15 protein-coding genes and 2 pseudogenes are annotated in these 15,426 nt (G+C 59.7%); 13 read left to right on the plus strand and 4 right to left on the minus strand.

Features of this window, described 5'->3' with window-relative positions; genetic code table 11:
• The 4 genes from ABQ278_RS01905 (at nucleotide 1) to ABQ278_RS01920 (ending at nucleotide 3,572) form a co-directional block, all read left to right on the plus strand.
• Entirely contained in the window at nucleotides 1–939 is a 939-nt protein-coding gene (locus ABQ278_RS01905) for an electron transfer flavoprotein subunit alpha/FixB family protein (protein WP_349320953.1), read from the plus strand.
• Nucleotides 940–1,066: 127 nt separating this feature from the next.
• Complete coding sequence (locus tag ABQ278_RS01910) at nucleotides 1,067–1,942, plus strand: 3-hydroxybutyryl-CoA dehydrogenase (protein WP_349320954.1); 876 nt, start codon at nucleotides 1,067–1,069, stop codon at nucleotides 1,940–1,942.
• A 2-nt stretch (nucleotides 1,943–1,944) separates the two neighbouring features.
• The gene (locus tag ABQ278_RS01915; protein ID WP_349320955.1) at nucleotides 1,945–2,394 is read left to right on the plus strand and encodes a hypothetical protein; all 450 of its coding nucleotides are present in this window, start codon (nucleotides 1,945–1,947) and stop codon (nucleotides 2,392–2,394) included.
• Nucleotides 2,391–3,572, plus strand: a complete 1,182-nt coding sequence (locus ABQ278_RS01920) for a DUF418 domain-containing protein (protein ID WP_349320956.1) — start codon at nucleotides 2,391–2,393, stop codon at nucleotides 3,570–3,572. Before ABQ278_RS01915 ends, ABQ278_RS01920 begins: the two co-directional genes overlap by 4 nt.
• A gap of 83 nt (nucleotides 3,573–3,655) precedes the next feature.
• Here the strand turns inward: ABQ278_RS01920 and ABQ278_RS01925 are convergent, their stop codons facing one another.
• Nucleotides 3,656–4,462, minus strand: a complete 807-nt coding sequence (locus tag ABQ278_RS01925) for a TlpA disulfide reductase family protein (protein ID WP_349320957.1) — start codon at nucleotides 4,460–4,462, stop codon at nucleotides 3,656–3,658.
• Nucleotides 4,463–4,520: 58 nt separating this feature from the next.
• Here ABQ278_RS01925 and argH point away from each other — a divergent pair, with 58 nt between their 5' ends.
• The 4 genes and pseudogenes from argH to ABQ278_RS01945 all read left to right on the plus strand — a co-directional run bounded on the left by argH (nucleotide 4,521) and on the right by ABQ278_RS01945 (nucleotide 8,116).
• The gene (gene argH, locus ABQ278_RS01930) at nucleotides 4,521–5,888 is read left to right on the plus strand and encodes an argininosuccinate lyase (RefSeq protein ID WP_349322198.1); all 1,368 of its coding nucleotides are present in this window, start codon (nucleotides 4,521–4,523) and stop codon (nucleotides 5,886–5,888) included.
• Nucleotides 5,885–6,229, plus strand: coding sequence for a hypothetical protein (locus tag ABQ278_RS01935; RefSeq protein WP_349320958.1), 345 nt, complete (start codon nucleotides 5,885–5,887; stop codon nucleotides 6,227–6,229). The genes argH and ABQ278_RS01935 overlap by 4 nt, the downstream gene beginning before the upstream one ends.
• Nucleotides 6,230–6,238: 9 nt before the next feature.
• Nucleotides 6,239–7,556: pseudogene (lysA, locus tag ABQ278_RS01940) on the plus strand (diaminopimelate decarboxylase).
• A gap of 23 nt (nucleotides 7,557–7,579) precedes the next feature.
• Nucleotides 7,580–8,116 carry a DUF4175 family protein gene (locus ABQ278_RS01945; RefSeq protein ID WP_349320959.1) on the plus strand — a complete coding sequence of 179 codons (537 nt, stop codon included), beginning with the start codon at nucleotides 7,580–7,582 and terminating at the stop codon, nucleotides 8,114–8,116.
• A gap of 132 nt (nucleotides 8,117–8,248) precedes the next feature.
• On the opposite strand, the gene ABQ278_RS01950 is transcribed toward ABQ278_RS01945, so the two are convergent.
• Nucleotides 8,249–8,779, minus strand: coding sequence for a phosphoribosyltransferase family protein (locus ABQ278_RS01950; RefSeq protein WP_349320960.1), 531 nt, complete (start codon nucleotides 8,777–8,779; stop codon nucleotides 8,249–8,251).
• A gap of 27 nt (nucleotides 8,780–8,806) precedes the next feature.
• Nucleotides 8,807–9,703 (minus strand): hypothetical protein, encoded by an 897-nt coding sequence (locus ABQ278_RS01955; RefSeq protein ID WP_349320961.1) that lies wholly within the window; start codon nucleotides 9,701–9,703, stop codon nucleotides 8,807–8,809.
• Between the two features lie 227 nt (nucleotides 9,704–9,930).
• On the opposite strand from ABQ278_RS01955, the gene ABQ278_RS01960 reads away from it, so the two are divergent.
• Genes ABQ278_RS01960 through ABQ278_RS01975 form a run of 4 tightly spaced genes read left to right on the plus strand, consistent with a single transcriptional unit; the run spans nucleotide 9,931 to nucleotide 13,070 of the window.
• Complete coding sequence (locus tag ABQ278_RS01960) at nucleotides 9,931–10,719, plus strand: ATP-binding cassette domain-containing protein (RefSeq protein WP_349320962.1); 789 nt, start codon at nucleotides 9,931–9,933, stop codon at nucleotides 10,717–10,719.
• Entirely contained in the window at nucleotides 10,716–11,612 is an 897-nt protein-coding gene (locus ABQ278_RS01965) for an ABC transporter permease (protein ID WP_349320963.1), read from the plus strand. Before ABQ278_RS01960 ends, ABQ278_RS01965 begins: the two co-directional genes overlap by 4 nt.
• Nucleotides 11,613–11,658: 46 nt before the next feature.
• Nucleotides 11,659–12,339 carry a YdcF family protein gene (locus ABQ278_RS01970; RefSeq protein WP_349320964.1) on the plus strand — a complete coding sequence of 227 codons (681 nt, stop codon included), beginning with the start codon at nucleotides 11,659–11,661 and terminating at the stop codon, nucleotides 12,337–12,339.
• A complete protein-coding gene (locus ABQ278_RS01975; protein ID WP_349320965.1) occupies nucleotides 12,339–13,070 on the plus strand; it encodes a lysophospholipid acyltransferase family protein in 732 nt (243 codons plus the stop codon). Before ABQ278_RS01970 ends, ABQ278_RS01975 begins: the two co-directional genes overlap by 1 nt.
• 12 nt (nucleotides 13,071–13,082) lie before the next feature.
• Here ABQ278_RS01975 and ABQ278_RS01980 read toward each other — a convergent pair.
• Nucleotides 13,083–14,023 (minus strand): annotated as a pseudogene (locus ABQ278_RS01980) (IS630 family transposase).
• Between the two features lie 162 nt (nucleotides 14,024–14,185).
• On the opposite strand from ABQ278_RS01980, the gene ABQ278_RS01985 reads away from it, so the two are divergent.
• Nucleotides 14,186–15,268, plus strand: a complete 1,083-nt coding sequence (locus ABQ278_RS01985; protein WP_349320966.1) for an IS5 family transposase — start codon at nucleotides 14,186–14,188, stop codon at nucleotides 15,266–15,268.
• The last annotated feature ends 158 nt before the right edge of the window (nucleotides 15,269–15,426 follow it).

The raw sequence follows: 15,426 nt of genomic DNA on the forward strand, positions 1-15,426 counted from the left end.
ATGGCCGTTCTTGTTATCGCCGATCACGACGGCGCCCACCTCCGCGACACCACTAACAAGACCCTGACCGCCGCTCTGCAACTGAGCGCTGACGTCGATGTGCTGGTCTATGGCGACGGCGTGCAATCGATCGCCGATGCCGCTGCCAAACTGACCGGCGTCCGCAAGGTGCTGATCAGCCAGTCGGCCGACCTCAAGCAGGATATCGCCGAAGATGTTGCCGCCCTGGTGACCGGCCTCGCTGCGAACTATGACGTCGTCGCCATTCCGGCCTCGTCGGCAGGCAAGAACTTCGCCCCGCGTGTCGCCGCGCTGCTCGATGTGTCTCTACTCAGCGATGTGATGGAAGTGGTCGACGCCAACACCTTCGTGCGCCCGATCTATGCCGGCAACGCGCTGGAAACCGTCCAGACTTCGGAAGCCAAGAAGGTCATGACCGTCCGCACCACCGCTTTCAAGGCGGCGGCGGAAGCGGAAGGCGGTTCAGCGACGGTCGAAACCGTTGCCGCGCCAGCTTCCAAGGCCGGTACGCGCTTTATCTCGGAAGAGAAGGTCGTCTCTGATCGCCCGGAACTGGGCGCAGCGAAGATCGTCGTCTCCGGTGGTCGTGCGCTCGGCTCGAAAGAAGAATTCGACGCCGTGATCGACCCGCTGGCTGATAAGCTCGGCGCGGCTGTAGGTGCCTCACGCGCCGCCGTTGATGCCGGTTATGCCCCGAACGACTATCAGGTTGGCCAGACCGGCAAGGTTGTGGCACCGGCGCTCTATATCGCCGTCGGCATTTCCGGCGCGATCCAGCATCTGGCCGGCATGAAGGACTCCAAGGTCATTGTGGCCATCAACAAGGACCCGGAAGCGCCGATCTTTTCGGTTGCTGACTATGGTCTGGTGGCCGATTACAAGACCGCCGTGCCCGATCTGATGAAGGCGCTGGGTTAACTCTCTTTGTCCCTCCCCGACGTATTCGGGGAGGGACAAGTTTATGGCGCACCCCTTTTCCGTATTGCCTTGCGCCGGGCTGCGCACTATCTCCATATGAACGACAGATTCAGGTAAGGCGGACAGCATGACCATAAAAACCGTAGGCATTATAGGTGCCGGCCAGATGGGGGCGGGGATCGCCCAGGTTTGTGCGCAGGGCGGCTACGATGTCCTGCTCTATGATGCCTCCGCCGACGCCGTGAAGGCCGCGCTTGCCCGCACCGAAAAGGGTCTTAACCGCTTGGTCGAGAAGGAAGCCATCACGAGCGCCCAGGCGACCGACGCGCTCTCGAAGCTGATGCCCGCCGGTGCCATCTCGGAATTGAAAGACTGCGATCTCGTCATCGAGGCCGCCACCGAGCGCGAAGAGGTCAAGAATGCCATCTTTAAAGCGGTGTGCGAACACCTGAAGCCGGAAGCCCTGCTGGCATCGAACACCTCGTCGATCTCGATCACCCGTCTGGCCGCTGCCACCGACCGTCCCGGCAAATTCATCGGCCTGCACTTCATGAATCCGGTGCCGATCATGAAACTGGTTGAGATCATCCGCGGTATCGCTACCGATGCTGACACCTACGAAATCGCCGTCGAGTTCGCTAAGAGCCTTGGCAAGATCACTGCCAATTCTGAAGACTTCCCGGCCTTTATCGTCAATCGCGTCCTGATTCCGATGATCAACGAGTCGATCTACACGCTCTATGAAGGCGTGGGCACGGTCGAGGCCATCGATACGGCGCTCAAACTCGGCGCCAATCACCCGATGGGTCCGCTCGAACTGGCTGATTTTATCGGTCTCGATACCGTTCTCGCCGTCATGAACGTGCTTTATGACGGTCTGGCCGACTCGAAATACCGCCCATGCCCGCTGCTGACCAAATATGTCGAGGCCGGCTGGCTCGGTCGCAAGACCGGGCGCGGCTTCTATGATTATCGTGGCGAAAAGCCGGTGCCGACGCGCTAGACATGAACAGTTCGGGGCTCAGCTATCGCCAGCCTGAAATGCGCTGGATGATCATATCCGCCATCGCGGCCCTGTGCCTGCATGGCTTCTGCTGGTTTGTCACCCGCGTTTTGTGGGGGGATCCCAACGCGGTCGAGGAAACCCAGCGCCAGATGACCTTGGCACTGACCTGGATGGTCTGCGTGCTGGTGATGTGGAAAATTTCGCTGCCGCCGTCGCGCCTGCATGCCACACTCGGCGTGCTGATGTATGCCCTGTTCGTTGTCACGCTCGGCACGGCTGCGGCCTTGATCAAGCTGGTCTTCGTCGATGGCTATGGCTGGGGCGCCGAACTGCTCAAAACCTTCTCCATGGTAGGCATCATGCTGTTCCTGACCCAGATGTCGCTGGCCGTGCCCTCGGCGATCCTGCTGCAAAGCCTGGCGCTTAAGCGCATGCCACAAGCGCAATGAACGCGCGCATCAGGTCGCTCGATTACCTGCGCGGCCTGAGCATCCTCGGCATTCTGCTGGTCAACGCCATTACCTTCGCCCAGCCGTTCGATATCTATGTGCTGCCGCGCCTGTCGCCGGTGCCGCTCAGCCATGACGATCTGATCGTCTGGTGGCTGACCGAGACCTTCTTCAAAGAGAAGTTCATCACCGGCTTCACCCTGCTGTTCGGGATCAGTCTCTATCTGGTCGGGCGCGATCGTGATCCTGCCCAGCCTGCCTACCGCAGACCGCTGTTTCGCCGGCTGTCATGGCTGTTGGTGTTTGGTCTGATCCATGGTGCGCTGATCTGGCACGGCGATATCCTGCTCTCCTATGCCCTGACCGGCTTTGTTTTCTGGCGCTGGCAGGACGCTTCGGCGCGCAAGCTACTGATCTGGGGCGGTCTGCTGTTTCTGGCAGGCGAGGCGCTGCTGCTCGGACCGAATATCTGGCATCAACTGGCCGGCGATGTGGCGACGGAAACGGCGGCTGATTTTGGCCCGCTGATAGCCCGGATGCGCGGCGGCTTCTTCGACTCGCTGGAGCAGAATGCCGAGGTGTGGGCGCAGGGCGAATTCGCCGAGATCCTGGGCTATATGCCGACAACTCTGGGCCTGATGATGGTGGGCCTTGGCCTGTTCAAGGCGGGCATTCTGAGCGGTGAGGCCAGCACGCGGACCTATATGATCCTGATGACGGTTGCGGCCATCTGTCTGGGCCTGATCGGCTGGCAGTCTTATGTGATCATGAAGCAGGATTTTCCGTTTCCGCAGATTTTCGGTCTTTATGCCGTGGCCAACAACCTCCTGTGCGTGCCGGTGGCGCTGGGCTACGCAAGCGCGCTGATCCTGTTGGGACGGATGCGGCTGGGTGCATGGCTGCTATATCCGCTGGCCTGCGCCGGGCGCATGGCCTTCACCAACTATCTGATGCAGTCGCTGATCATGACGGGGCTTTTCTACGGCGGGCGCGGCATTTTGGGATTCGGGGGCTGGTTCGGTGAGATGAACCACGCGGCGCTAGTGCCAATCGTGGCTAGTATCTGGATCGGCCAGCTTGTGCTGAGCACGGTCTGGATGTCGGTATTCCGCTATGGTCCGTTTGAGTGGGGCTGGCGGTGTTTGACCTATGGGCGCTGGATGAGGCTTGCGAAGTAAGACACCCCACCACCAAATCTCCCCGCTTGTCAGGGGGGGGGGCGACAGGCCCTTGCCCGTGGGTACGGTGGGTCTTGCTTTCCTTACTCAGCCAGGAGCTTATCCAGCAGGGCCTGCACCTCCGGCGTGTCCCATTTCGTCTCACCATCGAGGCGCGCCACCATGCGGCCCTGCTTGTCGAGGATCAGGGTGCCGGGCATACCGGAAATCTTGTATTTCGACGGCGCCTGGAAATTCTGGTCGGCATAGACCTCCAGCGGTTGCTGGACGTCCATGAACGACTTCACGGCGGCGAAATCCTCGGCGCGATCGACGCTCAAAGGCAGCACCTTGACCGCCTTGCCGGCATAGAGGGTCTGCAGATGCGCCAGGGTCGGCATCTCGAAGCGGCACGGCGCGCACCAGGTAGCCCAGACGTTCAGCACCACGACCTGCCCCTTGAAATCGGTCAGTTGCACCGGCTTCTGCTTGCGGTCGAGGAAGGAAATGTTTTCGATGGTCTGCGGCGTCTCATAAGTCACCAGCTTGGCCATGGCGCCCTTGGCGTAGACGGCCAGCGGCCCCTTGGCGGTCTCAACGGGGGCGAGACTTTGCGCGGCGGGCAGGGCGGCCAGAGGTGCGGCCTTGGGCGCCAGGAAACGCCAGCCGATCAGGCCAATCAGGGCCAGCAGCACGACCGACACCACGATCACCACCGCCAGAGGCGGCCGGCGTCTTTTGCGTACGATCGCCGTATCGTGCCATTTTTCTGTGTCCCCCGTCTTGGGTTCTGCGACCGGCTCGTCTATAGGCTTCACGACTGGCGCTGTGGCCGGTTGCCCTTGAATATCAGCTTGCGCCGGGGACTGCGGCTGCGGCTGGCCGTTCTCATTCAGTTTAGGTTCTGTCATGACCGATCAATCCGCCGAAAAAAGCCCAACCACAGGGACCCCGCAACAGGGGCAAAAAATGTGGGGCGGTCGTTTTACTGCCCGACCCGATGAGATTATGCAAGCCATCAATGTCTCCATCGATGTCGACAAACGCCTTTGGCAACAAGACCTTGCCGGATCGAAGGCGCACTGCGCCATGCTCGCCAAGCAAGGTATCATAAGTTCTGACGACTCCCAAATCATCCTGAACGGGCTGGAAACCATCACGGCCGAGATCGAAGACGGCACTTTCCCGTTCCGCGCCGAATTTGAAGACATCCATATGAATGTCGAGGCGCGCCTGCGTGAGTTGGTCGGGCCTGTGTCGGGCCGCTTGCATACCGCCCGTTCGCGCAACGATCAGGTGGCGACCGATTTCCGCCTGTGGGTGCGCGATCAGGTCGATATCACCATCCAGCAGCTTTATGATCTGCAAGGTGCGCTGCTGAAGCGCGCGGAAGAGTATGCCGACGCCCTTATGCCGGGTTTCACGCACCTCCAGCCCGCCCAGCCGGTTACCTTCGGTCATCACCTGATGGCCTATGTCGAAATGTTCGGCCGTGACCGCTCGCGCTTCGTCGATGCCCGCGCCCGCATGAACGAAAATCCGCTCGGCTCGGCGGCCCTGGCCGGTTCGCCCTTCCCTATCGACCGCCATGACACCGCCAAGGCCCTCGCCTTTGATCGCCCCACAGGCAACAGCCTCGATGGCGTGTCCGACCGCGATTTCGCGCTTGAATCCTTAAGCCACGCCGCCATCTGCGCAGGTCACCTGTCGCGCCTGGCCGAGGAAATCGTCATCTGGACGACGCCCTATTTCAACTTTATCCGCCTGTCGGACGCCTTCTCGACCGGCTCCTCCATCATGCCGCAAAAGCGCAACCCGGACGCCGCCGAACTGGTGCGCGCCAAGACCGGCCGCATCACCGGCTCGCTGATCGCGCTCTCCACGGTCATGAAAGGCCTGCCCTTGGCCTATTCCAAGGACATGCAGGAAGACAAGCCGCCGGTGTTCGAGGCCTTCGATGCGCTTGATCTCGCCATCCGCGCCATGACCGGTATGGTGCTCGATCTTCAGGCCAATCGCGAGAGAATGGCCGCCGCCGCCGGCGCCGGTTTCTCAACCGCCACGGACCTTGCCGACTGGCTGGTGCGCAACCTTGGCATCCCCTTCCGCGACGCTCACCATATTACCGGCGCCGCGGTAAAGCTGGCCGAAACGCAGGGTGTGGATTTGGCGCAACTAAGCCTGTCCGATCTGCAAAATCTGGAAGCCAGGATCACAGATGATGTGTATAAGGTCTTAACCCCTGAGGCCAGTTGCGCCAGCCGTCAAAGTTACGGCGGCACTGCGCCGGATCAGGTTCGACTGCAAATCCAGCGCTGGAAGGATCTCCGTTTATGAGCCACCCCACAAAAACCCGCCTCGTGATGATCACAGCGCTTGGCGCCACCCTGATCGGCGCGTCGCTTCTTGGCGCCTGCGGCAAGCTGGGTGAGCTGGAAACCGCGCCGCCGGTGCTGAACAGCAAGGCCGAGGCCTCATGGTCGGCCTCGAAAAACCCAGATGGCGGTATCACCCTGACCACCGATAGCTCAGCCTCGCGCGAAACCGAACGCGCCCTGCCGGATGCCGACGCCAAGAACAGCATGGCCAATCCCTACACCGGCAACAAGAAGATTCAGGACGCCCCGCTTGAAGGCATGGGCAACAATACCGGCTTCAACAATCCGCCCGTTAAGTAAAAGCCTTAGATGAACCATTTCGACTACCACGACGGTGCTTTGAACTGCGAGCAGGTCTCCCTGACCGAACTGGCCGATACGGTCGGCACGCCGCTCTATGTCTATTCGTCTGCCACGCTGGAACGCCATTATAACGTCTTCGCCGACGCGCTGTCATCGAAGCCGGGTTTGCGCAGTCCGCGTGATGAAGCGCCGCTCGTGGCCTACGCCATGAAGGCCAATTCCAATATGGGCGTGCTGGCCACTTTGGCGGCGCAGGGCTGCGGCGCTGATACGGTCAGCGAGGGCGAAATCCGCAAGGCGCTGAAAGCCGGCGTGCCGGCCGATCGCATCGTTTTTTCCGGTGTCGGCAAGACCGATGCGGAAATGGCCTTCGCGCTGAAAGCCGGCATCTATCAGCTCAATGTCGAGTTCGCGTCCTGAGCTTGAACGTCTGGCGCGCGTGGCGGCCGAACTGAATATGGTCGCGCCGTTTGTTATCCGCATCAATCCGGGCGTGGGCGCTGGCGGTCACGAAAAGATCACCACGGGCGGCGCCAAGGATAAGTTCGGTATTTCGGCCGAGGAAGCGCTTTCGCTCTATGCCGGCGCGGCCGGTCATCCCAATCTCGCCCCCGTGGGTATCGCCTGTCATATCGGCAGCCAGATCCTTGATCTGAAGCCGTTACAGGAAGCTTTCACGAGGATGCGCGGCTGGGTCGAGCAATTGCGCGCCAACGGCCTGAGCGTCGAACGCCTCGATCTCGGCGGCGGCCTTGGTGTACCCTATTTCAACCAGAAAGAACCGGCCACCATCGCCGATTACGCCGACATGACGGCGTTGGCCGTGGGCAATCTGGGTGTGCGCTATACCTTCGAGCCGGGCCGCCTGATCGCCGCCAATGCCGGCGTGCTGATCTCGCGTGTCATCCATGTCCATGAACGCGAGGATTCAGGCCAACAGTTTCTGGTGCTCGATGCGGCGATGAACGACCTGCTCCGTCCGGCGCTTTACGACGCCTTCCACGATATCCGCCCCGTCGCCCGTCCCGGTAACGAGACGGCCAAATATGATGTCGTAGGCCCGATCTGCGAAACCGGCGACACCTTCACGCGTGGCCGCGATATGCCGGTGATGAAGGCCGGCGATCTGGTTGCCTTCATGAGCGCAGGGGCCTATGGCGCGGTGATGGGAAGCGAATATAATTCGCGTCCGCTCGCCCCTGAGGTGTTGGTGCGTGACGCCGACTGGTCGATCGTGCGCCCTAGGCCGAGTTATGATGAGATGATGGCGCGTGAGCCGATACCGGCCTGGTTTACGCCGGCGCCGAAGGTAAAGACGGCTTAAAGCGAAAGATTTTGGGGGAACTTATGTCGAGCAATAAATCACCGTTGGCGCCACTCAATCGCGGGCTCTTCTTTACGAAGATGACGATGATCTGGGAGCGTCTGGTTCTGCCGTTTTTGTTCCCCTATGTGCTGCTGGTCCTGCTGATCGTGGTCGCCGGCCAATGGGGGCTGTTCGCGCCTTTGCCGAGATTTGCGCATCTGGCGCTTCTGGGCGCCGGCCTCGTCCTTGCGGTGGTGGCGTCGGTGCGCGCTGCCTTGCGCTTCCGTGTGCCGAGTTTTACGGAGATCAACACGCGGCTGGCAGTCGATAACGCCCTGCGCCCGGAACGCCTGCTGGCCATGCGCCATGAAAAGAGGCAGCCGCCTTTGAAAATCGGCAAGGCCAAGGCGGGCATCGCTGAGTCCGATCCGTTCGCCTTGCGCTATGTGGCGCTGGCGGCGGCCCTGCTTGGGTTTCTGATCCTAGGGCCGGTGCCGGTCGAGCGCCTGACCAGCGGCTTCACCCTGTTTGGCAACCTGCCGCAGACTTTCGCCAGCTTGAGTGTGGGGGAGAAGTAAGCAAGAAACCCCACACCCACGCCTTAAGTGAGGCACGGTCCCCCTTCCCAGTAAACTGGGGAGGTATAAGAAAAGGGGCCTATATACTTCGAGCGAAGCGAAGATGGTGCTGGGGTTTCTTACTTTTAAAACCTAGTCCATAACCCCGACATAGGGCAGGGCGCGGAACCGACCGCCGTCATCCAGACCATAACCGACGAGATAGCGCGCCGGGGCTTCCCAGGCCGAGAAGTCCGCTTCCATGTCACGCGCCTTGCCATCCTTCATAGGATCCGGCTTGCAGGCGAAAACCGCCGTCAGCACCTGAGAGGCGCCGGCCTCGCGGGCGATTTCGCAGGCGATTTTCAACGAGGCGCCGGTATCGAGCACATCGTCCATAATCAGCACCTGCCGGCCCTCGACCGAGCGCTGCAAAGGCGCGCGTATTAGCATGGCGCCGCTTTCGTGGTTGTCGGTGTAGGAGGAGAGCCATAGGGCATCAAAGGCGATGTCGCGGCCGGCGCGATTGAGCGCGCGGCTGAGATCAGCGGCGAACCAGATGCCGCCGGTAAGCAGGCAGATGCCAACGCAATCGGGCTTGATGTAATCGCTCATCAGCTCGGCCAGGGCGGTGACACGGCCCTGAACTTCCTCTTCGCTGAGCAGAACGGCGGGGAGCGTCATCGCTTACTCTCTACTGAAAACTGAAACTTAATGATGGGAAGCCGGTTCAGCGGGAGCTGTATTGCGCAGGGGCGGGGCGGCATGGTTCGACACAGGTTCCGCGTGGTTCTCGGCCGGCGCGCCATGCGCATCGGCGGCGGGTGCGGGTTCGTGGGTGGTCTCAGGTGCGGTGGTGGCGGCTCCATGACCGGCCTCCGCAGCCGCAGCCGCCTCACCGTGGCCTGCCTCTTCATGTGTGGCGTCTTCACCGTGGCCGCCTTCACCATGATCCGTCGGCTTAACGCGCAGGTTTGGTCCGGCCTTCTTCATCTTTTTCATGGCGACGAGATCGAAATCCATGGCCAGTGATGCCGTCTTGTTCGTCGGATCGCTGACATCGAAGACCAGCGTTCGCGTGGCGTGCGGTTCGACCACCAGTCCGCCTGACGGCATCAGCACGGAATCAAACTGCTGGGTGGTGTCGTCATAGAGCTTGACGCGCACCGGCGGCACCGGCACCGGCTTGTTGCTGGTGTTCTTGATCTGGGCCTTGACCGTAATGATGAAGCGGCCGGCCTTGACGCCGCGGTCGAACTCGGCCGCGCCGAAATCGAGATAGGTGCCGTTGGTCTTCATGCCGACCATGGCGTAGGCGCCGGCAACACTTGGGAAGGCCTGGACGATATTCACACGCAGGAAAAAGCCGAGCGCCAGGACGACCACGAAGGCCGCGCCCATGCCACCCCAGATCATTGCCTGAGCGGTCAGGGCCTTGAGGCGCTTCTTATCTTCGAGGATGGCGCGATATTTCAGCGGCAGCTTCTTGGCCTTGACCTTTTGCAGGTCTTCAACGCTTTCTTTTTTCTTCACATCGTTGAAGGAAAGATCGATCGGCTTTTCGGGAACCTCGGCATGCCACGTCGTTTTACAGGCCGCGCAGCGCACGGTGCGCCCCCTGGGCCCCAATTGAGCCTCAGACAGGGTGTATTTCGTCGCGCAATTAGGACAACTAAGGATCATGAGCAGCTTTAATCAGACCCAAAAACCGTGGGAACAAGGCGAATCAGTACATAAAACCCGTGTTAACCATCTTGGGGTTTTTTAACCTTTTAGCCGCAAAAGTCTTAACAACTGATCAAGCCTCACCACGAGAGAACAGCTTCGCCCCGCGTATGAGTCCCCAGACCTCACGGACATCCGGCCAGACCAGGCCCACCGCCGATGAAGAGATCGTCGTGAGCTTTCACGACGTGTCGCTCGGCTATGACCTCGGCATGCCCAAGGCCTTGTCGCTTGGCGTCAATGACGATGACCTAATCCTGAAAAACCTGAATTTTCAACTGCCTGCCGGATCATTCCATTTCCTCACCGGGCCATCGGGTGCCGGCAAGACCTCGCTGCTGAAAATGATCTATCTGGCGCAGAAGCCGACCACCGGGACGATCGAGTTGTTCGGCGAGACCGTGCGGACTGGCGACCGTACCCAGACGGCCGAATTGCGCCGGCGCTTCGGCATCGTGTTTCAGGAATTCCGCCTCCTCGAACACCTTAACGTTTTCGATAACGCCGCCCTGCCTTTGTTCGTGCATGGCGAAAGCTTCAAGCACTATCGCGACGACGTTACCGAACTGCTTAACTGGGTGGGGTTGAAAAACCGTCTCGACGCCATGCCGCACGTGCTTTCCGGCGGAGAAAAGCAGCGTCTCGCCATTGCCCGCGCCGTGGTGACGCGCCCGACGCTTATTCTGGCTGATGAACCAACCGGCAATATCGACTATGCCATGGGCCTGCGCATCATGCGTCTGTTCATCGAACTGAACCGTCTGGGTGCCACAGTTCTGGTCGCCACGCACGATGAAGGTCTGGTGCGCGCTTCGGGGATGCCAGTGCTGGAGCTGGCCAATGGCGAACTGCACCGGCGCGACCTGACGAGGCCCGACTTAACACGGAATACGAAATGATCGGGCCGCTTGTCACACACTTGCACGCCATGCGGGCCAATCGCTTGCTGCCGCAGCAGGATCAGCGCGAGATTGCCCTGCATTACGTCATCGGCGTGTTGTGTTTTCTCGCCTGCATGGCCGCGCTGGGCGTTATGGCACTGGACCGCGCGGCGCATGGCTGGTCACGCGATATCCGCGCCGAGGTCACCGTTCAGGTGCGCCCCACAGGCCTGGAAAGCGGCTCAGTGGCGGCAGCCAAGGCGGCAGAGGTTCTGGCCGGCGTCAAGGGCGTGGGGCAGGTGACGGCGCTGGAACCGGAAAAAGCCAAGGAACTGATCAAGCCGTGGCTCGGTGACGCCATCATCGATGACTTGCCGATCCCCAACCTGGTCGAGGTGACGCTCGATCCGCGCCGTCCGGCCACGCCGAAGGCCATGATGGAGGCGTTGGAGAACGCAGAAATCGACGCCAGCATCGATGATCACTCGACCTGGCTAAAGGGTATCGAACAGAGTGTCATGATCTGGCGACTGATTGCGCTCAGTATTTTCCTCATCATCTTTTCTGCCACGGCGGCGGTGGTCGGCTTCGCCACGCGGGCGGGGCTGACGGCACGCGCCAATATCGTCGAGGTGCTGTCGCTATGCGGCGCCAGCGATATTTTCATCGCCGAACGCTTCCAGTGGCGCTTTGCACGCATGACATTCGAGTCTGGATTGCTCGGCGCCACCATCGCGGCCGGCGCCATCGCTATCATAAAAGCCACAGCTCCTGCACAAAGCTTAGCCATAGCTCTTCCCTTTTCATGGCTTGACCTGTTAATATTAATTCCATGTCCGTTTCTGGTGGCACTAATTGGTGCGATCACGGCGCGGATGGTCACGTTGCGGCTTCTGGCGAATAACGTTTAGAAGGCCGAGATTTTGTCGATAGGGAGGGTGGATCATTCTTAAGCACATGCGCACCCTGATCGCCCTGTTCGTGGTACTGCTGTTATGGACGGCGGGCCTGTTCGTCTTCGCCGACCGCGTCATTGATTCCACACCCGCGCTCGAACCCGCCGAACCGGCGGACGCCATCGTCGTGCTGACCGGCGCCTCCGATGAGCGCCTCAAGCAAGGCATGAGCCTTTTGGAGCGCCGCAAGGGTGCGCGCATGTTCATTTCCGGCGTCAACCCCGAGGTCAAGCGCAGCGAACTGCGCAATGTCACCGAAGGCTCGAAGCGACTCTACGAGTGCTGCGTCGATCTTGGCTATGAGGCCGAGAACACCGTGGGCAATGCCAAGGAGATCGCCGACTGGGCGCGCGGACACGACTTCTACACCCTGATCGTGGTGACCTCCGACTATCACATGCCACGCTCGCTGCTGGAGCTTAAGGCCGACATGCCGGGCACCAAGCTGATCGCCTATCCGGTGACGACGCCCGATCTGGTAGCGCGTGGCTGGTGGAAATCACGCAAAGGCCAGCGCATCATCGTGCTGGAATATTGCAAATATCTCGCCATCCTGGGCCGCGATGCTATTCTCAGCGTGTCGCGCAAATTCGGTGACAAGGGCAGCACGCCCGCGCCGAAGGCGGGTTCTGAAACAGAAGCGGCGCCTGATGCCCCGGCCGCCGCAGGTAAAACATCCTGATGACATCGCTTGTAACGCGGGTGCGCTCGCTGCTCTTTATCCTGTGGCTGTATGGCTCCATGGCTCTGATCGGTCTGGGCTTTTCGCCCCTTTTGCTACTGTCGCAGGCGGCGTGCATGTGGGTGATCCGCCTGTGGGCGCATACGGTTCTGTTTGGGGCGCGCTGGATCGTCGGCATCAAGGTCGAGTTTCGTGGGCTTGAGCATCGCCCGGCCGGTGCGGCTCTGGTGGCTGGCAAGCATCTCAGTATGCTCGATACCATCGCGCCTTTCACTATCCTGCCGCATACCTGCTACGTGCTGAAGCAATCCCTGATATATATGCCGTTTCTCGGCTGGTACGCCGCGCGCACTCGCATGGTGCCGATCCGCCGCGAAGACGCCGCCAAGGCGCTAAAGGGCATGGTGACGCGTTGCCGCGATCGCCTGAAAGCCGGTCGTCAGATCGTGATCTTCCCCGAGGGCACGCGCGCCAAGGTGGGCCAGGATTCGGACTATAAGCCGGGTGTGGCGGCGCTTTATCGCGATCTCGACGTGCCGTGTCATCTGCTCGCGACGAACAGTGGCCAGTTCTGGCCGGCGCATGGCATCGATCGTAAACCGGGCACAGTGGTGTTCGAGTTCCTGCCACCTTTGCCAGCCGGACTGAAACGCGGTGAATTGATGAAGGAGATGAAGGCGCAACTCGACGCCGCCTCAAACCTTCTGATCGAGCAAAACGCTAAAGTCTAGAGCGGGATGACATTACTTGACTCCATAGCCCGAGTTTTGGAGATATCTGCGGCATTCTTCGGGCTCAAAAGCGTCGAGTAGAGATCCTATTCTGCGCCATGTTGTCTCTACCGATCTCTCCGCGGCTTTCCTGAGCAGGTGTTTGAGTTTCGAGAACACCTGCTCAATAGGGTTGAGGTCTGGACTGTACGGTGGCAGGAAGAAGAGCTTTGCTCCAGCACGTCGGATAGCTTTTCGGATAGCTGGTTTTATGGCTACCGAGGTTGTCCATGATTACAATGTCACCGTGGTTAAGTGTCGGTACCAGGAATTCCTCGACATAAAGGTTGAACGTCGCTCCGTTGATTGGTCCGTCCAAAACACACGGCGCGTCGATTCTATCGCTCCGAAGGGCTGCCAGAAACGTCATCGTTTTCCAGTGTCCAAAGGGTGCCTTCCCACACAGTCTCTGTCCGCGAGGGCACCATCCGCGCAAAGCCGCCATATTGGTTTTAGCCCAGGTTTCATCGATGAAAACGAGGTGTCCCAGGTCGAGCCTGCCTTGATATTTGCGCCACTGCTCTCGACGACGCGCAACATCGGGCCGGTCCTGTTCGCTCGCCATTATCGTTTTTTTTGAAGCTCAGCCCTTCTGAGTGAACGAACCGCCAAACTGATCGATAGTCCACACGAACATTGCGCTCACCCAATTCGCGGACCAAACCGCGTAACGTGAACGGAGTTTGGGTACGTTCCAAGAGCCAATCTCGATTAGATCCTGAGAGGACTCTGGGTTTATAACCGCCCATTCGCTTGGGGGCAGGACTGCCGGTCTCCTTGGTTCGCGTCACCCACTTGATTGCGGTGCTCACCGCGACGCCGAACCGATGGGCAGCCTCATGCCGAGACATACCTTCATCATTTACCGCCGCAACAACACGCTCACGCAAATCCATTGAATAGGCTCGGGGCATGGACATCTCTCCATCATGTCCAACCAATGAATCATGATTTGGATTCACGGGGAATCTCTAATCAATTCAATTTTACGTCATCCCGCTCTAGCAGTCTGCTGAAAAACCTCTGGTCATTTTGATTTTGCCGTGATTCCCTTCTTGAGCGAGAAGGAGGAACCAATGCGTGGCGAGTTTCGGGATCAGGGCGGATTATTTTCGTACATATCGTTGGAAGAACGCGTTCCGGATACGCATCCTCTTCGCAAGGTTCGTGAGTTGGTTCGCGCGGTTCTGGTCGACCTGAACGCGGACTTTTCGGCGATGTATTCTGAGGAAGGGCGCCCTTCCATTCCACCGGAACAGTTACTGAGCGCCTTGCTTCTGCAGGTGTTCTACGGCGTCCGCTCGGAACGCCAGTTGATGGAGCAGTTGGATTACAACCTTCTGTTTCGATGGTTCGTGGGCTTGTCACCCGACGCGGCTGTGTGGGTGGCGACGACATTCACCAAGAACCGTGAGCGCCTGCAGAAGGGTGATGTTTTTACGAAGTTCATGACGGCCTTGCTGTGCCACCCAAAGGTTACGCCCTTACTCTCGGACGAGCATTTCTCAGTGGATGGCACGCTGATTGAAGCCTGGGCTTCGTTCAAGAGCTTCAAGCCGAAGGACGGGCCGGACGATACGGACGGGTCTGACTTCCATAATCAGAAACGCGGCAATGACACCCACGTCTCGACGACCGATGGCGACAGCCGCTTGTACCGCAAGGCTCAGGGCCGTGAAGCGAAGCTGTGCTACATGGGCCACGCGCTGATGGAGAACCGCAACGGACTGGCGGTTGGTAGCGTTGTCACCCAAGCCACCGGCACGGCCGAGCGCGAGGCATCCGAAGCCATGCTGGCGGTTAGGGTCAAGCACACCGGCAAGCCGGCGACCGTAGGCGAAGACAAGGCTTATGATGTCGCTGCACATGGCGAAGCCTTACGCAATCTTGGCGTGGAGCCGCATGTCGCCCGTAATAACGCCACGACTAAAACCGGCAAGACCAGAACGACCATCATCGACGATGAAACGGCCGCCAGCGATGGCTACGCAATGTCACAGACCCGGCGAAAGATGATCGAGTGCATCTTCGGTTGGGGCAAGCAGCACGGCACGATGCGTAAGACAAAGCATCGCGGCCTTGAAGCTGTAGCTGGAGATTTTCTGCTCAATCTCATAGCCTACAACCTCATCCGGATACCCAAGTTGCTAACCGCATAGGAGGGGTCCGTCTAAATTTAGGAAAGCAACAAAAACAACAACGAATGAAGACACATAAAAGACCAAGAGACTTACGCAAAAATGCGGAAAGGCCAAAGGCAAAGCCTTTTTCAGCAGACTGCTAGAGCGTGTTCCGATCTGATTGGATCAGATCGGCG

Source organism: Asticcacaulis sp. MM231, from assembly GCF_964186625.1.
Taxonomy (GTDB): domain Bacteria; phylum Pseudomonadota; class Alphaproteobacteria; order Caulobacterales; family Caulobacteraceae; genus Asticcacaulis.